General features: G+C 62.7%; 20 protein-coding genes, 1 tRNA gene, 1 pseudogene and 1 riboswitch. Of the genes and pseudogenes, 12 read left to right on the top strand and 10 right to left on the bottom strand.

Annotation, left to right across the window (positions count from 1 at the left end; translation table 11 throughout):
- Together cobO and ACQB61_RS10550 are read left to right on the top strand one after the other, a co-directional pair.
- Window positions 1-642, top strand: coding sequence for a cob(I)yrinic acid a,c-diamide adenosyltransferase (cobO, locus tag ACQB61_RS10555; protein WP_430512601.1), 642 nt, complete (start codon window positions 1-3; stop codon window positions 640-642).
- Entirely contained in the window at window positions 642-2129 is a 1488-nt protein-coding gene (locus ACQB61_RS10550) for a cobyric acid synthase (RefSeq protein WP_430512600.1), read from the top strand. Before cobO ends, ACQB61_RS10550 begins: the two co-directional genes overlap by 1 nt.
- A gap of 7 nt (window positions 2130-2136) precedes the next feature.
- Here ACQB61_RS10550 and ACQB61_RS10545 read toward each other — a convergent pair whose 3' ends face one another.
- Complete coding sequence (locus ACQB61_RS10545; RefSeq protein ID WP_430512599.1) at window positions 2137-2445, bottom strand: hypothetical protein; 309 nt, start codon at window positions 2443-2445, stop codon at window positions 2137-2139.
- Window positions 2446-2546: 101 nt separating this feature from the next.
- Window positions 2547-2957, bottom strand: coding sequence for a dihydroneopterin aldolase (gene folB, locus ACQB61_RS10540; protein WP_430512598.1), 411 nt, complete (start codon window positions 2955-2957; stop codon window positions 2547-2549).
- 288 nt (window positions 2958-3245) lie between these two features.
- Between folB and ACQB61_RS10535 the strand changes: the two genes are divergently transcribed.
- The 3 genes from ACQB61_RS10535 (at window position 3246) to ACQB61_RS10525 (ending at window position 7132) form a co-directional block, all read left to right on the top strand.
- Entirely contained in the window at window positions 3246-5258 is a 2013-nt protein-coding gene (locus ACQB61_RS10535) for an acetyl-CoA carboxylase biotin carboxylase subunit (protein ID WP_430512597.1), read from the top strand.
- Entirely contained in the window at window positions 5255-5920 is a 666-nt protein-coding gene (locus ACQB61_RS10530; RefSeq protein WP_430512596.1) for an HAD hydrolase-like protein, read from the top strand. Before ACQB61_RS10535 ends, ACQB61_RS10530 begins: the two co-directional genes overlap by 4 nt.
- Window positions 5921-5980: 60 nt before the next feature.
- Window positions 5981-6138, top strand: a riboswitch (FMN riboswitch).
- A gap of 91 nt (window positions 6139-6229) precedes the next feature.
- Entirely contained in the window at window positions 6230-7132 is a 903-nt protein-coding gene (locus tag ACQB61_RS10525) for a DMT family transporter (RefSeq protein ID WP_430512595.1), read from the top strand.
- 12 nt (window positions 7133-7144) lie between these two features.
- Here the strand turns inward: ACQB61_RS10525 and ACQB61_RS10520 are convergent, their stop codons facing one another.
- Window positions 7145-7582 (bottom strand): rhodanese-like domain-containing protein, encoded by a 438-nt coding sequence (locus ACQB61_RS10520; RefSeq protein WP_430512594.1) that lies wholly within the window; start codon window positions 7580-7582, stop codon window positions 7145-7147.
- 127 nt (window positions 7583-7709) lie between these two features.
- On the opposite strand from ACQB61_RS10520, the gene ACQB61_RS10515 reads away from it, so the two are divergent.
- Complete coding sequence (locus ACQB61_RS10515) at window positions 7710-8750, top strand: helix-turn-helix domain-containing protein (RefSeq protein ID WP_430512593.1); 1041 nt, start codon at window positions 7710-7712, stop codon at window positions 8748-8750.
- A gap of 11 nt (window positions 8751-8761) precedes the next feature.
- Here ACQB61_RS10515 and ACQB61_RS10510 read toward each other — a convergent pair whose 3' ends face one another.
- From ACQB61_RS10510 to ACQB61_RS10495, 4 genes and pseudogenes are all read right to left on the bottom strand, one after another.
- Complete coding sequence (locus ACQB61_RS10510) at window positions 8762-9490, bottom strand: ABC transporter ATP-binding protein (protein WP_430512592.1); 729 nt, start codon at window positions 9488-9490, stop codon at window positions 8762-8764.
- Complete coding sequence (locus ACQB61_RS10505) at window positions 9487-10323, bottom strand: ABC transporter ATP-binding protein (RefSeq protein WP_430512591.1); 837 nt, start codon at window positions 10321-10323, stop codon at window positions 9487-9489. Before ACQB61_RS10505 ends, ACQB61_RS10510 begins: the two co-directional genes overlap by 4 nt.
- Before the next feature lie 10 nt (window positions 10324-10333).
- Window positions 10334-11235: pseudogene (locus tag ACQB61_RS10500) on the bottom strand (ABC transporter permease).
- Entirely contained in the window at window positions 11232-12284 is a 1053-nt protein-coding gene (locus tag ACQB61_RS10495) for an ABC transporter permease (protein ID WP_430512590.1), read from the bottom strand. Before ACQB61_RS10495 ends, ACQB61_RS10500 begins: the two are co-directional and overlap by 4 nt.
- A 183-nt stretch (window positions 12285-12467) precedes the next feature.
- Here ACQB61_RS10495 and ACQB61_RS10490 point away from each other — a divergent pair, with 183 nt between their 5' ends.
- The 4 genes from ACQB61_RS10490 (at window position 12468) to ACQB61_RS10475 (ending at window position 15341) form a co-directional block, all read left to right on the top strand.
- Window positions 12468-12794 (top strand): helix-turn-helix domain-containing protein, encoded by a 327-nt coding sequence (locus ACQB61_RS10490; protein WP_430512589.1) that lies wholly within the window; start codon window positions 12468-12470, stop codon window positions 12792-12794.
- On the top strand, window positions 12680-12982 hold the full coding sequence (locus ACQB61_RS10485; protein ID WP_430512588.1) for a cupin domain-containing protein: 303 nt from the start codon (window positions 12680-12682) through the stop codon (window positions 12980-12982). Before ACQB61_RS10490 ends, ACQB61_RS10485 begins: the two co-directional genes overlap by 115 nt.
- Before the next feature lie 49 nt (window positions 12983-13031).
- Window positions 13032-14636 (top strand): ABC transporter substrate-binding protein, encoded by a 1605-nt coding sequence (locus tag ACQB61_RS10480; RefSeq protein ID WP_430512587.1) that lies wholly within the window; start codon window positions 13032-13034, stop codon window positions 14634-14636.
- Between the two features lie 246 nt (window positions 14637-14882).
- Window positions 14883-15341: a GAF domain-containing protein gene (locus ACQB61_RS10475; RefSeq protein WP_430512586.1), complete on the top strand. Its 459-nt coding sequence runs from the start codon at window positions 14883-14885 to the stop codon at window positions 15339-15341.
- Window positions 15342-15423: 82 nt separating this feature from the next.
- Here the strand turns inward: ACQB61_RS10475 and ACQB61_RS10470 are convergent, their stop codons facing one another.
- The 3 genes from ACQB61_RS10470 to lipB form a co-directional block, all read right to left on the bottom strand.
- Entirely contained in the window at window positions 15424-17385 is a 1962-nt protein-coding gene (locus ACQB61_RS10470) for a methyl-accepting chemotaxis protein (RefSeq protein ID WP_430512585.1), read from the bottom strand.
- Between the two features lie 418 nt (window positions 17386-17803).
- Complete coding sequence (locus ACQB61_RS10465) at window positions 17804-18085, bottom strand: hypothetical protein (RefSeq protein ID WP_430512584.1); 282 nt, start codon at window positions 18083-18085, stop codon at window positions 17804-17806.
- A gap of 519 nt (window positions 18086-18604) precedes the next feature.
- The gene (gene lipB / locus ACQB61_RS10460) at window positions 18605-19330 is read right to left on the bottom strand and encodes a lipoyl(octanoyl) transferase LipB (RefSeq protein WP_430512583.1); all 726 of its coding nucleotides are present in this window, start codon (window positions 19328-19330) and stop codon (window positions 18605-18607) included.
- 142 nt (window positions 19331-19472) lie between these two features.
- Here lipB and ACQB61_RS10455 point away from each other — a divergent pair, with 142 nt between their 5' ends.
- Complete coding sequence (locus ACQB61_RS10455; protein WP_430512582.1) at window positions 19473-19739, top strand: FliM/FliN family flagellar motor switch protein; 267 nt, start codon at window positions 19473-19475, stop codon at window positions 19737-19739.
- Between the two features lie 225 nt (window positions 19740-19964).
- A tRNA-Leu gene (locus ACQB61_RS10450) sits at window positions 19965-20049 on the top strand.
- The last annotated feature ends 106 nt before the right edge of the window (window positions 20050-20155 follow it).

The following is a 20155-nucleotide window of genomic DNA, read 5'->3' as shown; positions in this document are numbered from 1 at the left end:
GTGACCGAGACTGACACCGACACCGAGATTCAGACCGAAGAAGACATGAACGCCCGCCATGCGGAAAAGATGCGCAAGAAGAAGGCGGCGCGCGACAAGATCATGGCCACCAAGACCATCGAGAAGGGGCTGACCATCGTCCACACCGGCAAGGGCAAGGGCAAGTCCACCGCAGGCTTCGGCATGGTGTTCCGCTCCCTCGGCCACGGCCACCGGGTTGGTGTGGTGCAGTTCGTTAAGGGCCGCCTCGACACGGGCGAAACCCATGCGCTGGAACGCTTTTCCGATCTCGTCACCGTCAAGCGCATGGGCGAGGGCTTCACCTGGGAAACGCAGGACCGCCAGCGCGACATTGCTGCGGCACAGGAAGCCTGGGATGCGGCCAAGGAGATGATCACCAGCGGTGACTACCGGATGGTGCTCTGCGACGAGTTGAACATCGTGCTGCGCTACGATTATCTCGATATCGCCGAGGTGGTCGCTTTCCTGAAGGATGAGAAGCCGGAGGGCGTGCATGTCGTCATCACTGGCCGCAACGCCAAGGATGAGCTGATCGAGGTGGCCGATCTCGTCACCGAGATGGAACAAGTGAAGCACCCCTTCCGCTCCGGCGTGAAGCCGCAGGCCGGGGTGGAATACTGATGGCGCAGGCGGGCATCCGCAAGCCCGCCCTGATGGTGCAGGGCACGGGATCGAATGTGGGCAAGAGCCTGATCGTCGCGGGCCTGTGCCGCCATTTTGCCAATCAGGGCCTGAAGGTTGCTCCCTTCAAGCCGCAGAACATGTCGAACAATGCTGCGGTCACCACGGATGGCGGGGAGATTGGCCGTGCGCAGGCGCTGCAGGCCATGGCCTGCCGCATGCCGGCCACTGTGCACATGAACCCGGTGCTGCTGAAACCGGAGACGGATACGGGCGCGCAGGTGATTGTGCAGGGCCGCCGCTTCGGCACCATGCGGGCGCGCGAATATGGCTCGCGCAAGGCCGAACTGCTGCCGAAGGTGCTGGAGAGTTTCGCCCTGCTGTCGCAGGAGGCGGATCTGGTACTGGTGGAGGGGGCAGGCAGTCCTGCGGAAATCAACCTGCGCCAGGGCGACATTGCCAACATGGGCTTTGCGCAAGCCGCTGACCTGCCGGTGCTTCTGTGCGGGGATATTGACCGGGGCGGGGTGATTGCCTCGCTGGTCGGCACCCATGCGGTGCTGGAGCCGGAGGAGCAGACCCGCATCCGTGCCTTTTTCATCAATCGCTTCCGGGGCGATCCGTCGTTGTTCGATGATGGCCTTGCGGAGATCGTCCGCCGCACGGGCTGGGCCTCAGCCGGGGTGGTGCCGTGGTTTGCAAAGGCCGGGCTTCTGCCGGCCGAAGATGCGCTGGGTCTTGAGGATGGGCTCGGCAACGGGCCGGTGAAGATCGCCGTGCCGGTTCTCGCCCGCATTGCAAATTTCGATGATCTCGATCCTCTGCGGCAGGAGCCGGGGGTGACGCTGGTGCTGGTGCAGCCCGGCCAGCCGCTGCCGGGGGATGCGGATGTGGTGCTGCTGCCCGGCACCAAGTCCACCATGGGCGATCTTGCCTTCCTGCGGGCGCAGGGCTGGGATATCGACCTGGCCGCTCATCACCGGCGCGGCGGGCGGATCATCGGGCTTTGCGGCGGCTATCAGATGCTGGGGCGCACCATTGCCGATCCGGACGGGATAGAGGGCAAGGCGGGCACGGTTGAGGGGCTCGGTTTCCTCGATGTGCATACGGTGCTGACGGCGGACAAGAAGCTGCGTGAGGCGCAAGGCACTTTCCTGCCTGCGGGCGTGCCCATCTCCGGCTACGAAATCCACCTGGGCGAAACGTCAGGCCCGGATTGCGCAAGGCCGGTTCTGAGTCTTGAGAACCGCACCGGCGGTCTGCGGACGGACGGAGCGCAGAGTGCCGATGGCCGGGTGCTGGGCACCTATTTGCATGGGCTTTTCACGGGAGACGCCTTCCGTGCCGCCTGGCTTTCAGGCCTCGGGGCGGCAGCCGAAGTCTCCTATGTGGCATCAATTGACGCGGTGCTGGATGAACTCGCCGCCCATCTTGCCCGGCACATGAACATGGACCTGATCATGCGTCTTGCCCGGTCACGAGTGTGAATGCGGATCAGTCATCCCAGCCGAAACGGTCAAAGGCCGGTTCCTGGCACTTGTAGGCGACCGGGCATTGCGGCGTATCCTTCGTTGCAGCCGTAACCGGAACTGCCTGCTCCCAGCGGTCGCAGTAGCTGTGATCGGCGACAAAGCGGTCATAGGTGACAGGGCCAGTGGTGAAGACCACGGCACCATTGCGCTGCACGGTCTGTTGGGCCTCGGCGCAGGTCATCTGCCGCAGATCCGGCCTCGCTGCTGCCGCACTCGTGCCCGCCGCGATAACCGTCAACACCAGTGCAGCACGCCGCATGAATCCAGACATCGTCATCTCCATCAAGAAGTTCCCGGTTTTCGGCTCCATCACGCGAAGCCACAAGTCAGGGAGAACACCTGCCGGTTTGAGATATAACGGCCTCAGCTAAGCTAGGTTCCAGCAGACGCGCGGCAAGGGCAGGGCAGCTCAGCCGCGTTAACGATTTCGTGTGCGCTCCAGCTCGACGCTGGCCCTGCCTTGTGCGATGGGCAGGGCGCGCCCGGCTTGTGAACCCGCACGCGCACTTTCTCAATCCGGCTGTCGGCGGCCAGAACCGCCTCAATGATTGCACCGGCCAGCCGTTCGATCAGATTGAAGCGGTTGTTCAGCACAACGCCTTCGATGGTCTTCACCAACATGCCGTAGCAAACGGTCAGGTCATACTCGTCTTCCCGGCTGGCGGGGCCAAGATCAAGCCAGCAGCTCATGTCGACGATGAACCTCTGGCCCAGGCGCATCTCTTCCTCATAAAGCCCGTGATAGGCGTAGAAGGCGAGATCTTCGAGGTGAATGGCATCCATGGAGGGCTCACAGGCTGGTGCCGCAGCAGAAGTGGGCGGCAGGCCTGCGGGTGATAGGCGATTGACCGGGGAAAATCCAGCACCCGGCAGTTTACTGCGGCCATGATACGGCAAAAATGCCGGCATCCGGTTCCGAAATCTCCCGATGGCGCCGGTGCGGCTCATCCTTTGGTGATATTGCGCCGCTGTGACAGCCCGCCTAAAACCCAAGGAAGGCTTACAAATATCGCTGGCAAACCGTTCGTCATGCAACGGAGGGAGCCAGATGGACGCGGGAGCAGGCGAGGCATGTTTTCTAAGATCCTGATCGCAAACCGGGGCGAAATCGCCTGCCGGGTCATCAAGACCGCGAAGCGTATGGGCATCAGGACCGTAGCCGTCTATTCCGATGCGGACAGGGACGCGCTGCATGTGGAGATGGCGGACGAGGCAGTGCATATCGGCCCCGCGGCTGCCTCCGAGTCCTATCTGGTGATGGACAAGATCATCGCCGCCTGCAAGCAGACCGGCGCAGAGGCCGTGCATCCGGGATATGGCTTCCTGTCCGAGCGTGCGGCTTTCCCGGCCGCTCTGGCGGCGGAAGGCATTGTCTTCGTCGGCCCCAACCCCAAGGCCATTGAGGCCATGGGTGACAAGATCGAATCCAAGAAATTCGCCAATGCTGCGAAGGTCAGCACCGTGCCCGGCTATCTCGGCGTCATCGCAACGCCGGAAGAGGCGGTGAAGATCGCCGGTGAGATCGGCTATCCGGTGATGATCAAGGCTTCCGCCGGCGGCGGCGGCAAGGGCATGCGCATTGCCTGGAATGCGGGGGAAGTGCATGAGGGCTTTGCCCGCTCCAAGTCGGAAGCTGCATCCTCCTTCGGCGATGATCGCGTGTTCATCGAGAAGTTCATCCAGAACCCGCGCCATATCGAAATTCAGGTGCTTGGCGACAAGCATGGCAACGTGATCTATCTGGGCGAGCGTGAATGCTCGATCCAGCGCCGCAATCAGAAGGTCATCGAGGAGGCTCCATCTCCGCTGCTGGACGAAGCGACGCGCCGCGCCATGGGTGAACAGGCCGTGGCACTGGCCAAGGCCGTGAACTACGACAGCGCCGGCACGGTGGAATTCGTCGCGGGGCAGGACAAAAGCTTCTTCTTCCTGGAAATGAACACTCGTCTGCAAGTGGAGCATCCGGTGACCGAACTGATCACCGGCATTGATCTGGTCGAGCAGATGATCCGCGTTGCTGCCGGAGAAAAGCTCTCAATCGGCCAGTCCGATGTGAAGCTGAATGGCTGGGCCGTGGAAAGCCGCATCTATGCGGAAGATCCGTACCGCAATTTCCTGCCCTCCATCGGGCGGCTTGTGCGCTACAGCCCGCCGCAGGAAGAGGTGAGTGATGGCGTGACCGTGCGTAATGACACGGGCGTGGTCGAGGGCTCGGAGATCTCGATGTACTACGACCCGATGATCGCCAAGCTGATCACCCATGCGCCGGACCGGGCCGGAGCGATCGAGGCCATGTCGAATGCGCTCGACGCCTTCTATGTAGATGGCATCCAGCACAACGTGCCCTTCCTCACCTCGCTGATGAACCATCCGCGCTGGCGCTCCGGCACCCTCTCGACCGGCTTCATTGCCGAAGAATATCCGGACGGCTTTGCCCCGGCGGAGCCGGATACGGCGGCGCTGGAAACACTGGCGGCCGTGGCGCTGACCATGGAAACCCTGCGGCGCGAGCGGCTGGACCATCTGCCGGGCCGTCTGCGTCCGCATTCGGGTGCTGTGCGCGAAGCATGGACCGTGAAAATCGGCAAGGACTACATCCCTGTGCGCCTCACCGAAGGTTATCCCGGCACGCCCATCGAGATGGACTTTGCCGTAGGCGAGGGCGCGCCGGTCACGGTCACTTCCAGCTGGGTGCCGGGGGATGTGCTGTGGAACGGCACGGTGGGCGGCAAGCGCGTCACGGTACAGGTGCGCCCGGTGCGCAGCGGCTACCGGCTCGACTGGCAGGGCTTTTCCGTCATCGCCCGCGTCATGACCCCGCGCACGGCGGAGCTGGATGCGCTGATGCCGGAAAAGCTGCCGCCGGACACCTCCCGCCTGCTGCTGTGCCCGATGCCGGGCCTCGTCGTCTCCATCGCCGTCACCGAAGGGCAGGAGGTGAAGGCAGGCGAGCAGCTGGCCATCGTCGAAGCAATGAAGATGGAAAACGTGCTTCGCGCCGAGCGGGACTGTGTTATCTCCTCGATCAAGGCCAAGCCCGGCGACAGCCTGGCGGTGGATGCCGTGATCATGGAGTTTGAATGACGCAGTCCTCTGGCGGGATCGATACGGTCCTGTTCGATCTGGACGGGACCCTGACCGATCCTTTCGCCGGGATCACGCGGTCCATCCAGCATGCCCTTGCAGCCCTTGGCGCCGTTGTGCCGCCAGCCGAAGAGCTCGGCTGGTGCATCGGCCCGCCGCTGTGGGACAGTTTCGCCGTTCTGCTTAACAGCAGCGACAAGGAGCTGCTGGACCGGGCCGTGGCGCTCTACCGCGAGCGCTACACGGTCACCGGACTTTACGAGAACGAGCTGATTACGGGCATTGCGCCGCTGACCCGCAAGTTGTCTGCAGCTGGTTTCTCGCTTTATGTCGCTACCTCCAAACCTCACGCCTATGCCGGCAAGATCGTCGAGCATTTCGGCCTGATGCCGGATTTCATCCGCGTCTATGGTTCGGAGCTGGATGGCACGCGCTCGGCCAAGGCGGAGCTGATTGCCTATCTTCTCGCGGAGGAAGGGCGTTCGCCGGAGCAGTGCGTCATGATCGGTGACCGCAAGCATGACCTGATCGGCGCCAATGCCAACGGCTTGCGCGGCATCGGCGTGCTCTGGGGCTACGGTTCGCGCGAGGAGCTGGAGGCGGAGAAGCCTGTCCTGATCGCCGCTGAACCTGCCGGTATCGGGAGCTGGCTTTCAGTCTGACTGAAAAATACGGGCATGACCTCTTGCGCCATAGGGGCAAGCGGGTCTATGCCTTGGCACAGAAGTTCTCGGGGCGGGGTGCAATTCCCCACCGGCGGTATCAGGCAGGCTTGTTTCTGTCTGGAGCCCGCGAGCGCCTCTCCGGTTTGCCGGAGAGGGTCAGCAGATCCGGTGCGATGCCGGAGCCGACGGTATAGTCCGGATGAAAGAGAGCTTGTGCGCCAGCTGGCCCGCCCGCCGCAAACGGGTGCTGCTTGCCATGCGCATGATTGTCCCCGGGGACATGACGACAGCGTTGGAGCGCCGTGCATGTCCGCAAATACCTATTCACGCCAGCCGCTTGCGGCCGCCGCCTGCATGGTGGGGGCAGGGGCGTCCTTTGCCATCGTCAATCTGTGCCTGCAAGGCGCGACGATGCTGCACGGGCTGCCCGCCTCCAGCGCGGCATTCTGGCAGTATTTTGTCGCCTTCCTTTTTGCCCTGCCGCTGGTTCTACGCGGCGGGTTGAGGCGCTTCACAATGCGCCGTCCCGGCCTGCATGCCCTGCGGGTTGTGCTGGCCGTTGGCGGTGTGCAGGCTTGGGCCTTTGGTCTGGCTCATGTGCCGATCTGGCAGGCCATCGCGCTGGTGATGACCTCGCCCTTCTTCGTCATCGCCGGAGCGCGGCTGTTTCTGGGCGAAGCCGTCAGCCCGCTGCGCTGGCTGGCAACGCTCACCGGCTTTGCTGGCGGCATGATCCTGCTGGCGCCCTGGTCGGATGACTTCGTGCTGGCAAGCCTTCTGCCGGTTCTGGCTGCGGCTCTCTGGGGTGGAGCCTCGCTCGTCACCAAGCGCCTGACCGGTGAGGAGGAGCCGGAGACGGTGACCCTCTTCCTCCTGATGTTGCTGACGCCCGCCAACGCGCTGATGGCGCTGGCCGATGGTGGCACGGTGCTGCCGCAGGGCTGGGGCATTGGTCTGGCGCTGGGGGCCGGGCTCTTCACCGTCAGCGCCAACTATCTGCTGACGCTGGCTTATGCCCGCGCAGACGCCGCCTTCGTTCAGCCCTTCGACCACCTGAAACTGCCGCTGAACATCCTCGCTGGCTGGCTCGCATTCGGCTTTGCGCCGCAGGGCTACCTCTGGCCCGGTGCGGCCCTCATCCTCGCGGGTTCGTTCCTCGTTCTGGCCGACGAAAAACGCTCAGGCCGCCTGACTGCACAGGCGGCTTGAGAGGCGTATGCTTTAAGCCGCTGCCCCCTCCAGCTCCGCTACGCTGCCAGGTTCCGTGCCCATGGCAAGCGCAAAGCCTTCATCCAGCCAGCCGGTGACGCCGCCGATGAGTTCCTTCACCGGCAGGCCAAGCCGGGCGAGGCGGACGGCAGCCTTGTTGGCGCCGTTGCAATGCGGCCCGGCGCAATAGACAACGAAGAGCGAGCCTGCCGGAAACTCCGCCATCCGCCGTTCTGTCATCTTGCCATGGGGCAGGTTGAGCGCGCCGGGCAGATGGCCGCTTGCGTAAAGCGCTGGGCTGCGCACATCCAGAAGCACGAAGTCCTGCTGTCCCGTTGCGAGGGCATGATGCACGTCCCAGCAATCGGTCTCAAAGCCAAGCCGTGCCTCGAAATGGGCGAGAGCTTCAGTGGAAGCGGCGGCGGGGAACTGGGTCACGGAACTGGGCATCGTCTCATCCTCGTGTTTCTCCGGCACCTCTGTCTGCGGCGGGCCGGGCTGCGATGGGCTGAAAATCGCCGGAAATCCGTTTCGTCACCATTGGCCTGAATGCCATTGTCCGGTAGGATCATGCCAAGTGATCAAAGAGGGCGTCATGGGTGTTCAGGGGCAAGGGCCAGAGCAGGCGCAGGCCATCAGCCGTAAGGCAGTAGAGCAGGCGCCGCTGGCAGTGGCGCTGGTCTATGAGGGGCTGAGCCTCTTTGAATTTTCCATCTGCACGGAGGTTTTCGCCTCAAAAAAGCCGGAGGTGGAGGGGCCGTGGTACCGCTTTGCCGCTGTCGCGGTGGAGATGGAGACCGTTTCGGCCAGCGGCGGCGTTTCGGTGCGTGCCGCTGCGCCGGTGGGGCTGCTGGATGAGGCGGATATCATCCTCGTGCCCGGCTGGCCGGGGCGTGACCACGGGCTGCCGCACGGCCTGAAGCAACGGCTTCAGACAGCGCATGCACGCGGTGCGCGGCTGGTGACCTTCTGCAGCGGTGCCTTTCTGCTGGCGGCGGCGGGATTGCTGGACGGACGCAGAGCGACGACGCACTGGCGCTACATCCCGGACCTGCGCCGGGTGGCGCCTGCCTCTGACATCGTCGAGGACGTGCTGTTCGTGGAAGATGGTAACGTGCTGACGGCGGCGGGGTCTGCTGCCGGGATCGATCTGTCACTGTCGCTGGTCCGCCGGGATTTCGGCTGGCAGGCGGCCAATGCGCTGGCCCGCAGCCTTGTGGTTCCGGCGCAGCGGGAGGGCGGGCAGGCGCAGTTCGTGCCAAGGCCCGTTGCCCGTTTTCCTAAAGGCTCTCTCGCGCCGCTGCTGGAGCGGATCGAGCGGGAACTGGACCAGGAGTGGGACTTGCAGCGCATGGCGGATGCCGCCTGTTGCAGCCTGCGCACCCTCAGCCGCCGCTTCCGCGATGCCACGGGTCTGGCGCCGCTCGACTGGCTGATCCGCGCCCGCATCCGCCATGCCTGCAATCTGCTGGAGGCAAGCAGCGAGAGCATCGACGCCATCGCCGCCCGTTGCGGTTTCGGTGCGCCGGAAACCTTCCGCCTGCATTTCCGCCGGATCATGACCGTGCCGCCCTCCCGCTACCGTGCGGAGTTTCAGGGCTCCGCCAGTCCAACGTAAGCGGAAGCTTTTCAGAACGCCTCGCTGCGCTCCACCAGTTCGCGGCCATAGGCACTGGTCAGGGCGCCTGCCTTAAGCGCAGAGACTGGCGCGATTTCCTCCAGCTGGCCATGGCGCAGCACACCCAGCCGGTCGCAGAGGAAGGAAACCACCGGCAGATCGTGCGTGACGAGCAGATAGGTGAGGCCGCGCTCCTCGCGCAAGGATTTCAGCAGGTTGAGGATTTCCGCCTGCACCGATACGTCCAGCGCCGAGGTCGGCTCGTCAAGCAGCAGCAGTTCTGGCTCAAGCATCAGGGCACGGGCAATGGCCACACGCTGGCGCTGTCCTCCTGACAATTGATGCGGCAGGCGGAAGCGGAACTTGCGGGCAAGGCCGACGGCATCCAGCATGAACAGAACGCGCTGATCCCGCTCACCAAGCCCATGGATTGCCAGCGGTTCGCTCAAGGTATCATCCACCGTCTTGCGCGGATGCAGCGAGCCGTAGGGGTCCTGAAACACCATCTGCACGTGGCGCATCATCGCCTTGGTGCGCTTGTGGCCGAGCGGCAGGCCGCTGAGCGTCAGCGCGCCGGACCAGCTGTCCACCTGTCCGGCCAGAGCCTTCAGGATGGTGGACTTGCCGGAGCCCGATTCCCCTACGAGCGCAAAACTCTCGCCGGTGGCGACGGAGAAGCTGACATCCCGAACCACTGCCGTGTTGCCGTAGACAACCGTGAGGCCTTCAACGCCGATCATTTGAGTTTCTCCAGTGCGGCGCGGTCGAGCACGGGCAGGCGCTCGCGGGTCTCTTTGAGGCGGGGCAGGGAAGCGATGAGCCCTTGCGTGTAGGGGTGCTTCGCCTCATGCAGCTTGCCAGCAGCGCATTCCTCGACGATTTCGCCGTTGAACATGACAAGGATGCGGTCGCACCAGTGCGAGACCATGTTGAGGTCATGGCTGATCAGCATCAGTCCCATGCCGCGGCGGCGGACAAGATCATCCATGATTTCCAGCACCTGCGCCCGGACGGACACATCCAGCGCCGAGGTCGGCTCGTCGGCAATCATCAGGTCCGGTTCAAGGATCACCATCATGGCGATCATCACCCGCTGGCCCATGCCGCCGGAAACTTCATGCGGATAAAGCGCATAGACCCGCTCCGGATCGTTGATCCGCACCGCTTCCAGTGCTTCCAGAACCTTTGCCTTGCGGGCTTTCGCGCTCATCCGCGCATGGAAGGCGAGGGCTTCGCCGATCTGCTCGCCGATGCGCATTACCGGGTTCAGCGAGAATTTAGGGTCCTGCATCACCATGGACATGCGCGCCCCGCGCAGGCGCCGGTATCCGGCCTCACCGGTCTTCGTGAGGTCGATGCCGTCAAACACCATCCGGTCTGCGGTGACGCGGCCCGGATGACCGATCAGACCCATGATGGACCGGCCGGTCATGGACTTGCCGGAGCCGGATTCACCCACGATGCCAAGCCGCTCGCGGCCCAGAGAGAAGCTGATGCCCTTCACCACCTCCACCTCGCCGCGCTCGGTGGGGAAACGGACCTTGAGGTTCTGAACGTCGAGAAGCGTGCTCATCACGGGTCCTTCACTTCGTGCGCTGGCGCGGATCAAGCACGTCACGCAGGCCATCGCCGAAAAGGCAGAAGCCGAGGCTGACGATCACGATGGCAAAGCCGGGCATGGTGGCCACCCACCACTGATCCAGAATGAAAGCCCGTCCGCGGGAGATCATTGCCCCCCATTCGGGCAGCGGCGGCTGCGCGCCCAGGCCGAGGAAGCCGAGTCCGGCAGCCGTCAGGATGATGCCCGCCATGTCCAGCGTGACGCGGACGATGGTGGAGGACATGCACAGCGGCAGGATGTGGCGCAGGATGATGCGGCCATGGCTCGCCCCTGCATCCGCACCGCGGCGATGAACTCCGCCCTGCGGATAGTCAGCGTTTCGGCGCGGGCAAGTCGAGCATAGACTGGCCAGGCGGTGATGGCGATGGCGATCACCGCATTCTCGATGCCGGGTCCGAGGGCGGCGACAAAGGCAAGGGCAAGGATCAGCCGGGGCATGGACAGGAAGATATCCGTGAGCCCCATCATGATACGGTCCGCTACCCCGCCGAAATAGCCTGATATGGCCCCGATGACGAGGCCGAGCGGAGCGGAAATGATGGCCACCAGCAGCACGATGAACAGCGTGATGCGTGCGCCGTATACGACACGGCTGAAGATGTCACGGCCCAGCTCATCCGTGCCCATCCAGTGGGCGGCAGAGGGAGGCAGAAGGCGGGCTGTCAGCTCTCCCTGCAGAGGATCGTAAGGCGCAATCCACGGAGCGAATGCCGCTGTCAGCAGCAGTGCAAGGATGATCACCAGCCCCACCACCGTCAGCGGATTGCGCAGAAGCGCGCGCAAGGTGCGGTAGCCTTGGCCCAGCTGGGCCTGAAGACGGGTGGCGGGTGTTTCGTCCAGCAGCCAGTCGCGGGTCGAGCTCATGCGCGGGCCCTCGGGTCCAGAAGGAGATAGAGCGCATCAGACAGCTTGTTGATGCAGATGAAAACGGCGCCGATCACCAGCGTTGAACCCAGCACCGCATTCATGTCGGCATTGAGCAGGGCATTGGTGAGGTAGTTGCCGATACCCGGCCAGGAGAATACGGTTTCGATCATCACCGAACCTTCCAGCAATCCGGCGTAGGACAGGCCGATGACGGTGATCAGCTGTACGCGGATCGGACGGAAGGCGTGGCGCCAGATCACCACCCGCTCCGGCGCGCCCTTCACACGGGCCGTCGTGATGAACTCCTGCCCCAGCTGCTCCAGCATGAAGGAGCGGGTCATGCGGGCGATATAGGCGAGGGCGAAGAAGCCGAGGATCGTCGAGGGCAGAATGATATGGGCGAAGGCGCTTTTGAAGCTGTCCATGTCACCGTCGATCAGGCTGTCCACCAGCAGCAGCCCGGTGTGCGGCGTGACCAGCCCGTCAAGGAAGATGTCGATCCGGCCCGGCCCGCCAACCCACTGCAGCTTGGCGTAGAAAAGCACAAGACCGGCAAGCCCTAGCCAGAAGGCCGGGATGGCGTAGCCGGCAAGACCGATGACGCGGATGATCTGGTCGATGACGCTGCCCTGCCTTGCGGCAGCCCACACACCCAGCGGCACGCCAATAGCAACGCCGATGATGATGCCGAGCGTTGCCATCTCGAATGTGGCCGGAAACACCCGCGCCAGATCCTCGATCACGGGGTTGGAGGTCGTCACAGCCTTGCCGAGATCGCCTTGCAGCACATCGACCACGTAGCGGGCAAACTGGACAAGCAGCGGATCATCAACGCCCATCTGCTGGCGTACCGCGTCATAGACTTCCTTCGGCGCCCGGTCACCGACGACCGCCAGCACCGGATCAATGGGCACAACGCGCCCGATGACAAAGGTGATGGCGAGCAGGCCGAGGAAAGTCAGCGTGATCGTGGCAGCAAACCACAGCAGGGAAGTGAGCCGGGCAGGAAGGGCGCCCCGGCGGCCGGTCAGGGTGGCGTTGCTCACGGCGTTTTCCTTGCCAGTTAAACTTCTTTTGACGTAGCAAAATTTTTTACTAGCGTCAAAGAAATTTTGGAGATCCGGGATGAGCAACGCCCTCAAGGATGCTGGGGAGACGCAGGCCAGCGCAACAGCTGCGGCGACACCGCACTTCGGCGGCCGGATCCGCGAGCTGCGGCGCAAGGGGATTTGACCCTGCAGCAGCTGGCTGATCAGGCAGGCATCTCCGTCGGCTTCCTGTCACAGGTGGAGCGCGGCAAGGCCACGCCCTCGCTGGGCACGCTTGCTGCCATTGCCGATGCGCTGGGTGTCGAGATCGACTGGTTCGTGGCGACGCCAAAGCCCGCCAACAGCATCACCCGCTCGGGCGAGCGTGAGTTGTTCTCGCTGGGTGAGGGGCCTTGTCCTACGAGCGGCTCAACACGGCGTTACCGGGCGGCGCCCTGTCGTCAGTCATCGTCCACATCCCGGTTGGCTATGCCTCGGAGCAGACCTCCCACACGGGTGAGGAGCTGATCGTCGTTCTGGAAGGCACGCTGCGCCAGACGCTGGGCGAGGCTGTTTTCACGCTCAACGCCGGGGACAGCCTGCATTTCATGGGCGACACGCCCCATTCCTTCGCCAACGCCGGAGACCGGCCCGTCCGCATCCTTTGGACAGGCAATACGCCCCGGCTCATTGGCCGAAACCCCGACCAGCCGTAGCGGGGAATGCTGCGGCCAAGACAAACCTGCCTTCCTTCAGGAGAAGACAATGAAGCTTTTCAGAACCGCGTTTGCCGCCGGTCTGCTGTCGCTGACGGCCCTGACAACGCTGACCGCGCTGCCGGCTCATGCTGCAACGCCGGGCACGGCCCTCGTCATTGCGCAGAACATCGACGATATCGTCACCATCGACCCGGCGACCGCCTACGAGTTTTCCTCCGGCGAATATGTCGTCAACGTCTACAACCAGCTCGTCCAGTATGACGCGGTGGACACCACCACCCTTGCGCCGGGCCTTGCGAGCGAATGGGCCATCGACGCCGACAACAAGACCATTGTCTTCACCCTGCGTGATGGCGTGAAGTTCCATTCCGGCAATCCGCTGCGCGGTGAGGATGTGGCTGGCTCGTGGAAGCGCGTGCTGGTGCTCAACAAGGCGCCCGCCTTCATTCTCGCACAGCTTGGCTGGACCCCGGACAACATCGAAGAGATGGTGACCGTGGACGGCAACAAGGTCACTGTCCGTTATGCTGGCGATTTCTCGCCGCTGTTCGTGCTCAACGTTCTGGCCGCCCGTGTCGCTTCCGTCGTCGATATCGAAACGGTGATGGGTCATCAGGAGAATGGTGATCTGGGCAATGCCTGGCTGAACAAGAACTCCGCCGGCACCGGTCCGTTCAAGCTGCGCGCCTACAAGCCCTCCGAAATGCTGGCGCTGGAAGGCAACCCGGATTACTGGGGCGGGGCACCGGCCATGAAGCAGGTCGTCATCCGCCATGTGGCGGAAGCGGCCACCCAGCGCCTGCTGCTGGAATCTGGCGATGTGGACATGGCCAAGAACCTGACGCCCGATCAGGTGTCAGGCCTTGAAGGCAAGTCTGACATCAAGGTCGAGACCTATCCGCAGGCCGCCGTTCACTGGATTTCCTTCAACCAGAAGACCGAGGCGCTGACCAACAAGGCGCTGTGGGAGGCTTCCCGCTATCTCGTCGATTATGACGGCATGGCCAGCACCTTCCTGAAGGGCCAGATGATGGTGCATCAGGCCTTCTGGCCGGAGGGCTTCCCCGGCGCGGTCAATGACACGCCATTCAAGTATGACGTGGAAAAGGCGAAGAAGATCCTCGCCGATGGCGGGGTAAAGCTGCCGCTTACGATCCAGCTGGACGTGATCAATTCCAGCCCTTTCACCGACATGGCGCAGGCGCTGCAGTCGTCCTTTGCTCCGGCGGGCATCAACTTCGAGATCATCCCTGGCACCGGTGCACAGGTGATCACCAAGTACCGCGCCCGCACCCATCAGGGCATGCTGCTCTACTGGGGCCCGGACTTCATGGACCCGCATTCCAACGCCAAGGCTTTCGCCTATAACGCCGACAATTCGGACGACAAGTACGCCTCGACGACCACCTGGCGCAATGCCTGGATGCCGCCGAAGGAAATCAACGAAAAGACGATGGCCGCGCTGACCGAAAAGTCGCCGGAAAAGCGCCTCGAAATGTATGCCGAGCTGCAGAAATCCATGCAGGCGGAATCGCCCTTTGTCATCATGTTCCAGGCGGTCAAGCAGGTGGCGATGAACGGCAAGGTTCAGGGCTACGTCAACGGCGCCACGTCCGACTTTGTCTACTACCGCCTCGTGACCAAGAACTGAGGCAGTTTGCCTGAATGATATCCCGGAGGGCGGCTGGCTGCCCTTCGGGCCTAACACTCAACCGCTGTCATCCCCGCGAAGGCGGGGATCCCGTATCCTAGGCATTCGCATCACGTGCGCCGGGCTTACTGGATCCCGGTCTTGCCGCTGAGCGCCAAACCGGGATGACACCGTTGAGATCCCAGGAAAACACTCCATCGCCGCCCGTCATTTCCCTCTCTCATCCCAACGCCCCGGAAGTCCATCATGACCGCATCCCCCGATACCGTCTTTGCCGCCCTGCATGTGGCAGCCCGCACCGCCGTGGGCGCCCGTCTCTTCACGGTGACGGTTCTCGACCGTAAGGCGGGCCTCAGCCGCCGCGCCTATACCTCGCACCCCAATGACTATCCCACCTCCGGCACCAAGCCGATGCGCTCGGATGGCTGGACCGATCTCGTGATCGGGGAGCAGAAGAGTTTCATCGCCAACACGACGCCGGAGTTTGCGATCTATTTCTCCGATCATGCGCTCATCAACCAGCTCGGCTGCTATTCCGCGATGAACATTCCTGTTTCAGACGGGGAGAAGGTTGTCGGGACGGTCAACATTCTGGATGCCGAAGGGCATTTCACGCCTGAGTGTGTGACAAAGCTGGAAGCACTGGTGGAAGAGCACCGGCCTGCGTTGCTGGAAGCCATGGCCAGTGTGCCGATGGAGGCCTGATGCCGTTTCCCGGCAAGCCAGAAAACAAAAAGGGCGGCTGATGGGGCCGCCCTTTTACGTTCAGGTTCTGTGGCCTGTTGTCTCAGGCTGCACGGATCTCGGCAAAGAAGGCATCAATCCGCTGGCGCAGGTTGCCGGTCTGCTGGGTCAGCTGGGTGGCAACATCAAGCAGGACCTGTGCGCTTTCGCCGGTGTCGCTGGCGCCGCGTGATACGTGGCTCAGGGTTTCCGAGACATTCTGCGTGCCGGTTGCCACTTCGTGCACCGAGCGGGATATCTCGGTGGTGGCACCGCTCTGCTGGGTTACGGCAGCCGAAATGTCGGTAGAAATGTGTGTCATCTGATCGATGACATCGGCGATGCTGCCGATGGCCATTGCGGCCTGATTGGACACGGCCTGCATCGCCTGGATCTGCGTGGCGATCTCTTCCGTGGCCGAAGCCGTCTGGTTGGCCAGAGACTTCACTTCCGTCGCCACGACCGCAAAGCCCTTGCCGGCATCGCCTGCACGTGCCGCCTCGATGGTGGCATTGAGCGCCAGAAGGTTGGTCTGGGCGGCAATGTCATTGATGAGCTTAACGATCTGGCTGATCTTGTCCGTCGTCTGCACGAGGCTTTGAACCGTCTGGTTCGTCTCGGCGGCGGCATCCGAGGCACGGTTGGCGATCTCGTTGGAATGCTCCACCCGGCGGGCAATCTCGGCGATCGAGGAGTTCAGTTCCTCGGAAGCCGCGGCAACGGAGCGAACGTTTGCGGCAGCCTGCTCGGAAGCCGCCGCAGCCTGATTGGCGTTATCCGAACTGTTTTCGGAGGTCTGGGTCAGCTGGCGTGCGGTGGAAACCACATTCTGCGTTGCCGAAGTCACGGTCTGCAGGGCAGAGCCGACTTCAGAGGCGAAGGCGTTGATCATGCGGTCAACGGCTTCGGCGCGGCGCTGCTTGGCTTCCTGCTCGGCATGCTGTGCCGCCTCCAGACGCTCGCGCTCCAGCGAATGCTCCTTGAACACCTGCACGGCACCGGCGATAGCGCCGATCTCGTCATTGCGGCCAAGTCCGGGAATGGAGGCGGTCAGGTCACCGTCAGCAATCAGGCTCATGGCGGCGGTAATGCTGCCCAGCGGGCGGGCCAGCCAGTTGCGGAACAGGGTGCCGATGATGCCGAGCATGATGGCAACGGCAGCAAGCGTTGCAATCAGCGTAGACTGGCGGAAATCAGACAGTTCGGCAAAGGCAACGGCCTTGTCGATGGACATGGCGACATACCAGTCCACACCCGGCAGGCCTGCAATTGGCTGGAAGCCAAGCAGACGGGCGCCATCGGCGCTGTCGACGTCCTGCAGAGCTCCGGTCGAAACCTGCGCGCCGGGGTAGATGTCTGTGAGTGTCTTGCCGATCAGGTCCTGGTTGGCATGGATCAGAACCTTGCCGGACTTGTCGGTGATGAACAGGAAACCGAGATCGCCAAGGTTGGCGTCCTTCAGCATCTGGTCCAGCATCTGGATCGAGAAGTCGGAGCCGACGACGCCCACCAGCTGGCCATTCTGGTAGCGCGGAGCTGCGGCGGTAATATTCAGTTCGCCGGAGGAGGCTGCGATATAGGGCTCGGTGAGCGTCAGCTTGCCGAAAGAGGCGGCTGCCTTATACCAGGGGCGCTTGCGCGGGTCATAACCTTCGGGCAGCGGTGACGGCGGCCACTGGAAGAACTGGCCTTCTGAAGCGCCATAATAGGTCATCAGGAAGGTAGAGGTCAGCAGCGGGATGTCGAACTGTTCCGCGGTCATTTCGGAGGCTGGCTTTGCACCCAGCGACTGCATGGCGAATTCGGTCAGCATCGTCCGGCCCGTCAGCCAGTTCGAGACGCTTTTCGCAACGGAACTGCCTACCATCGACAGGTTGCTGTTCACACGTTCCTGCGTCTGCTCACGCATGACTACGTCGTTGTAGAGGGCGAAGATGGCGAAAATTCCGAGGATCGAGGCGGCTGTTGCCGCAAGGATCCTGGTCATGAGACTGCGGCGGCGGCCGGACGGGTTAATCTGCGTCATCGTCGAAAGGTCTCTCTAGCTGATGGAGCTGTGATTCCGGTACTTTCCTCCTCGGCACTATTTGATTGATGATGCTTAAAACTGCCTAAACGCTAGTGTCTTTTATCTGTCACTCCGATGTGTTTGGTGAATTAATAGTAGTATTAAATGGTTTGGAAGGGCGGAGGTCGCCAGCAAACTCAACGGAATCAGGAGATTCCCTAACCTGGCTAAGTTTGTGCGCGGTGCTGAATACAGCGTCTTAACGCATGATGTGCCGGGGCAAGGGCGCGCGTAAGCGCGGCAGGCGGCGCGCTGCCCGCTGGGGCGGCTGGAGCTTGTTACGAAGTCCGCCGTAAACGGCAAACGCCCTCGCTCCTGCAGGAAAACCTGCCGGTCTGGGGCTCAGATAAGAAGAAAGATGGTGGACAGCCGGACCCTACGAGTCCCCAAGGCTTTGCTCGCGGATGGCGCGGGCGCGTTTGGCGATGGCGGTAAGGTTGTCTTCGTCGTCGTCCGCGTTTGCTTCTCGGCTGGTGCGGGGCTGCTTGACCTCGATAGGGTCCGTGTATTCCTGATCCACGAGGGAACGGGAGGAGCGGGGCAGGCCGAAGCGGTCACGCAATTGCGTAATGATCTCTTCCGTGCCGCTGCCGGTTTCGAAGCTGCGGTAGGTCAGGGGACCCGCTGGCCCGCAATGATCATGACCGGACGCTGCCATACCTTGCGGGACATGAAATTGTGTAAGGGGCCGGCCCTTTCGACAACAACATTTTCAAGGCTGGACAGCTCATACCGGCCACTGCCGAGCAGCCGGCCCGAGGGCGTGCGGTGCTCCAGCAGGAGCTTGTTACCGTGCGTATCGAAAATCACACGTGTGCGGGCAGTCTGGAGGTGAAGCCGCAAAATGATGGATCCGGATATCAGACTGGCGAGAGCTGCCGGCCAGATGCTGTTTGCCGCCAGGCTTCCCACGACACAGGCGGCCGCTCCAAATCCGATGATGACCATGGCGACGCGTGTCTGGGTCCGGTCATCATGGATGTATTCGGTACGCGTGGGGCTTGGTGACACCAGGTCCATGAGCGGCAAAGATCTCCGTAAAGAGGTCGCAGGCAGCGTATGTTCAAGCCCGCACCAAAGGGTGCCGTGACCGGATCCTGCAGGCCCTTGCTATATATGCTGATGAACCTTGCGGCAGGCTTGCGTGAAATGCCTGTCCGCTGCGGTTCTGCCGGTTTCACTCTCCGGCAGAACTCGTGGAGGCACGTGCCTCGCCAAACAACTTTTCAAATTCTTGCCGAAGGACGATATCAACCTCAGGAAGTGTTACCGGCAGGCCCAGATCCACAAGGCTGGTCACGCCGTGTTGCGCCACGCCGCAAGGGACGATGCCGGAGAAGTGCTCCAGATCCGGATCTACGTTCAGGCTGATGCCGTGGAAGGTGACCCACTTGCGCACGCGGATGCCGATGGCCGCGATCTTGTCTTCCACTTCCGGGCCCTTGTCGGGACGGCGCACCCACACACCCACCCGGTCCTCCCGCCGTTCGCCGCGCACATGGTGCTGCCAGAGCGATCCGATCACCCAGGCTTCCAACGCCGCCACGAAGGCGCGGATGTCCTGCCGCCGGCGCTTCAGGTCCAGCATCACATAGGCGATGCGCTGACCTGGACCATGGTATGTGTATTGCCCGCCGCGCCCGGCGTCATATACGGGGAACCTGTCCGGCATCAGCAGGTCCTCGCGCCTCGCGCTTGTGCCGGCCGTATAAAGGGGAGGGTGCTCCAGCAGCCAGACGCATTCATCTGCGAGGCCCGCGGCAATCGCTTCGACGCGCTGCTCCATGAAGGCCATGGCCTCATCATAAGGAACGGGCTCGTCAGATATCCGCCATTCCACCGCCGGACTTCCGGGCAAGGGGCGAAAATCGGGGACGAGTTCGGAACGGCCGGTGATCTGCATTGGGTCAGGCTGCATTGGCGGTGGCTTTGCGCCCGGTGGTCAGGCTAAACTGCTGTAACGGCGAGATGCCAGAGGCCCTGAACAGGTCCACGGCGTCAGGATTGCAGACTTGTACAGGCGGAAGGCCGGACGGAAAAGCAAAATGCCCACATTTGATGACATTACCGTCGATATTTCCGTGGTGCTGGGCACCACGCGCATGCCGGTGCACCAGTTGCTCCGCATGGGGCGTGGCGCCGTGATCGATCTGGATGTCGCCGAAGAGGATGACGTGAAGATCTATGCAAACAACACGCTTGTGGCCAAGGGGCAGGTGGTGCTTCTGGGCGAGCGGATCGGCATTTCCATTACCGAGGTCCTGATGCGTGCGCCTGAGGTGCGGCCCATGCGAACTGACGGGCCGTTGTGAGATTGGCGGAAGACCGGCCATAGACTGGGGCCGTTTCGGTTTGCCATGCCACAGGCTTGCTCGCGAAATCCCTTGAGTTTCCGATGGTTGGATAAAAAGTTACCCACAGGCTCACGGCAATTTCGCACAGTTTCAAAATAAAGCAGAGAAGCCCCTTGCGCCCCAGAATCCGATTTGCTACATGGGGCGCCTCGACGCTGATTGCGGCGGGGAAATGAAGAAATCGCGGTCGTGGCGGAATTGGTAGACGCGCAGCGTTGAGGTCGCTGTGGGGCAACCCGTGGAAGTTCGAGTCTTCTCGACCGCACCATTTCTTCAAAAAGGCTAACAGCCGCCGGTGGGAAACCTCGGCGGCTTTATGCTTTTCTGGCGCCGGTTGGTGTTCCCGCTTCCTTGCCTTAAGGTCGCAGTTCCGA

The organism is Pannonibacter phragmitetus (assembly GCF_050510895.1).
GTDB lineage: Bacteria > Pseudomonadota > Alphaproteobacteria > Rhizobiales > Stappiaceae > Pannonibacter > Pannonibacter phragmitetus_B.
Note: the sequence above shows the minus strand (reverse complement) of the source record. Positions and strands in the feature narration are given on the sequence as shown.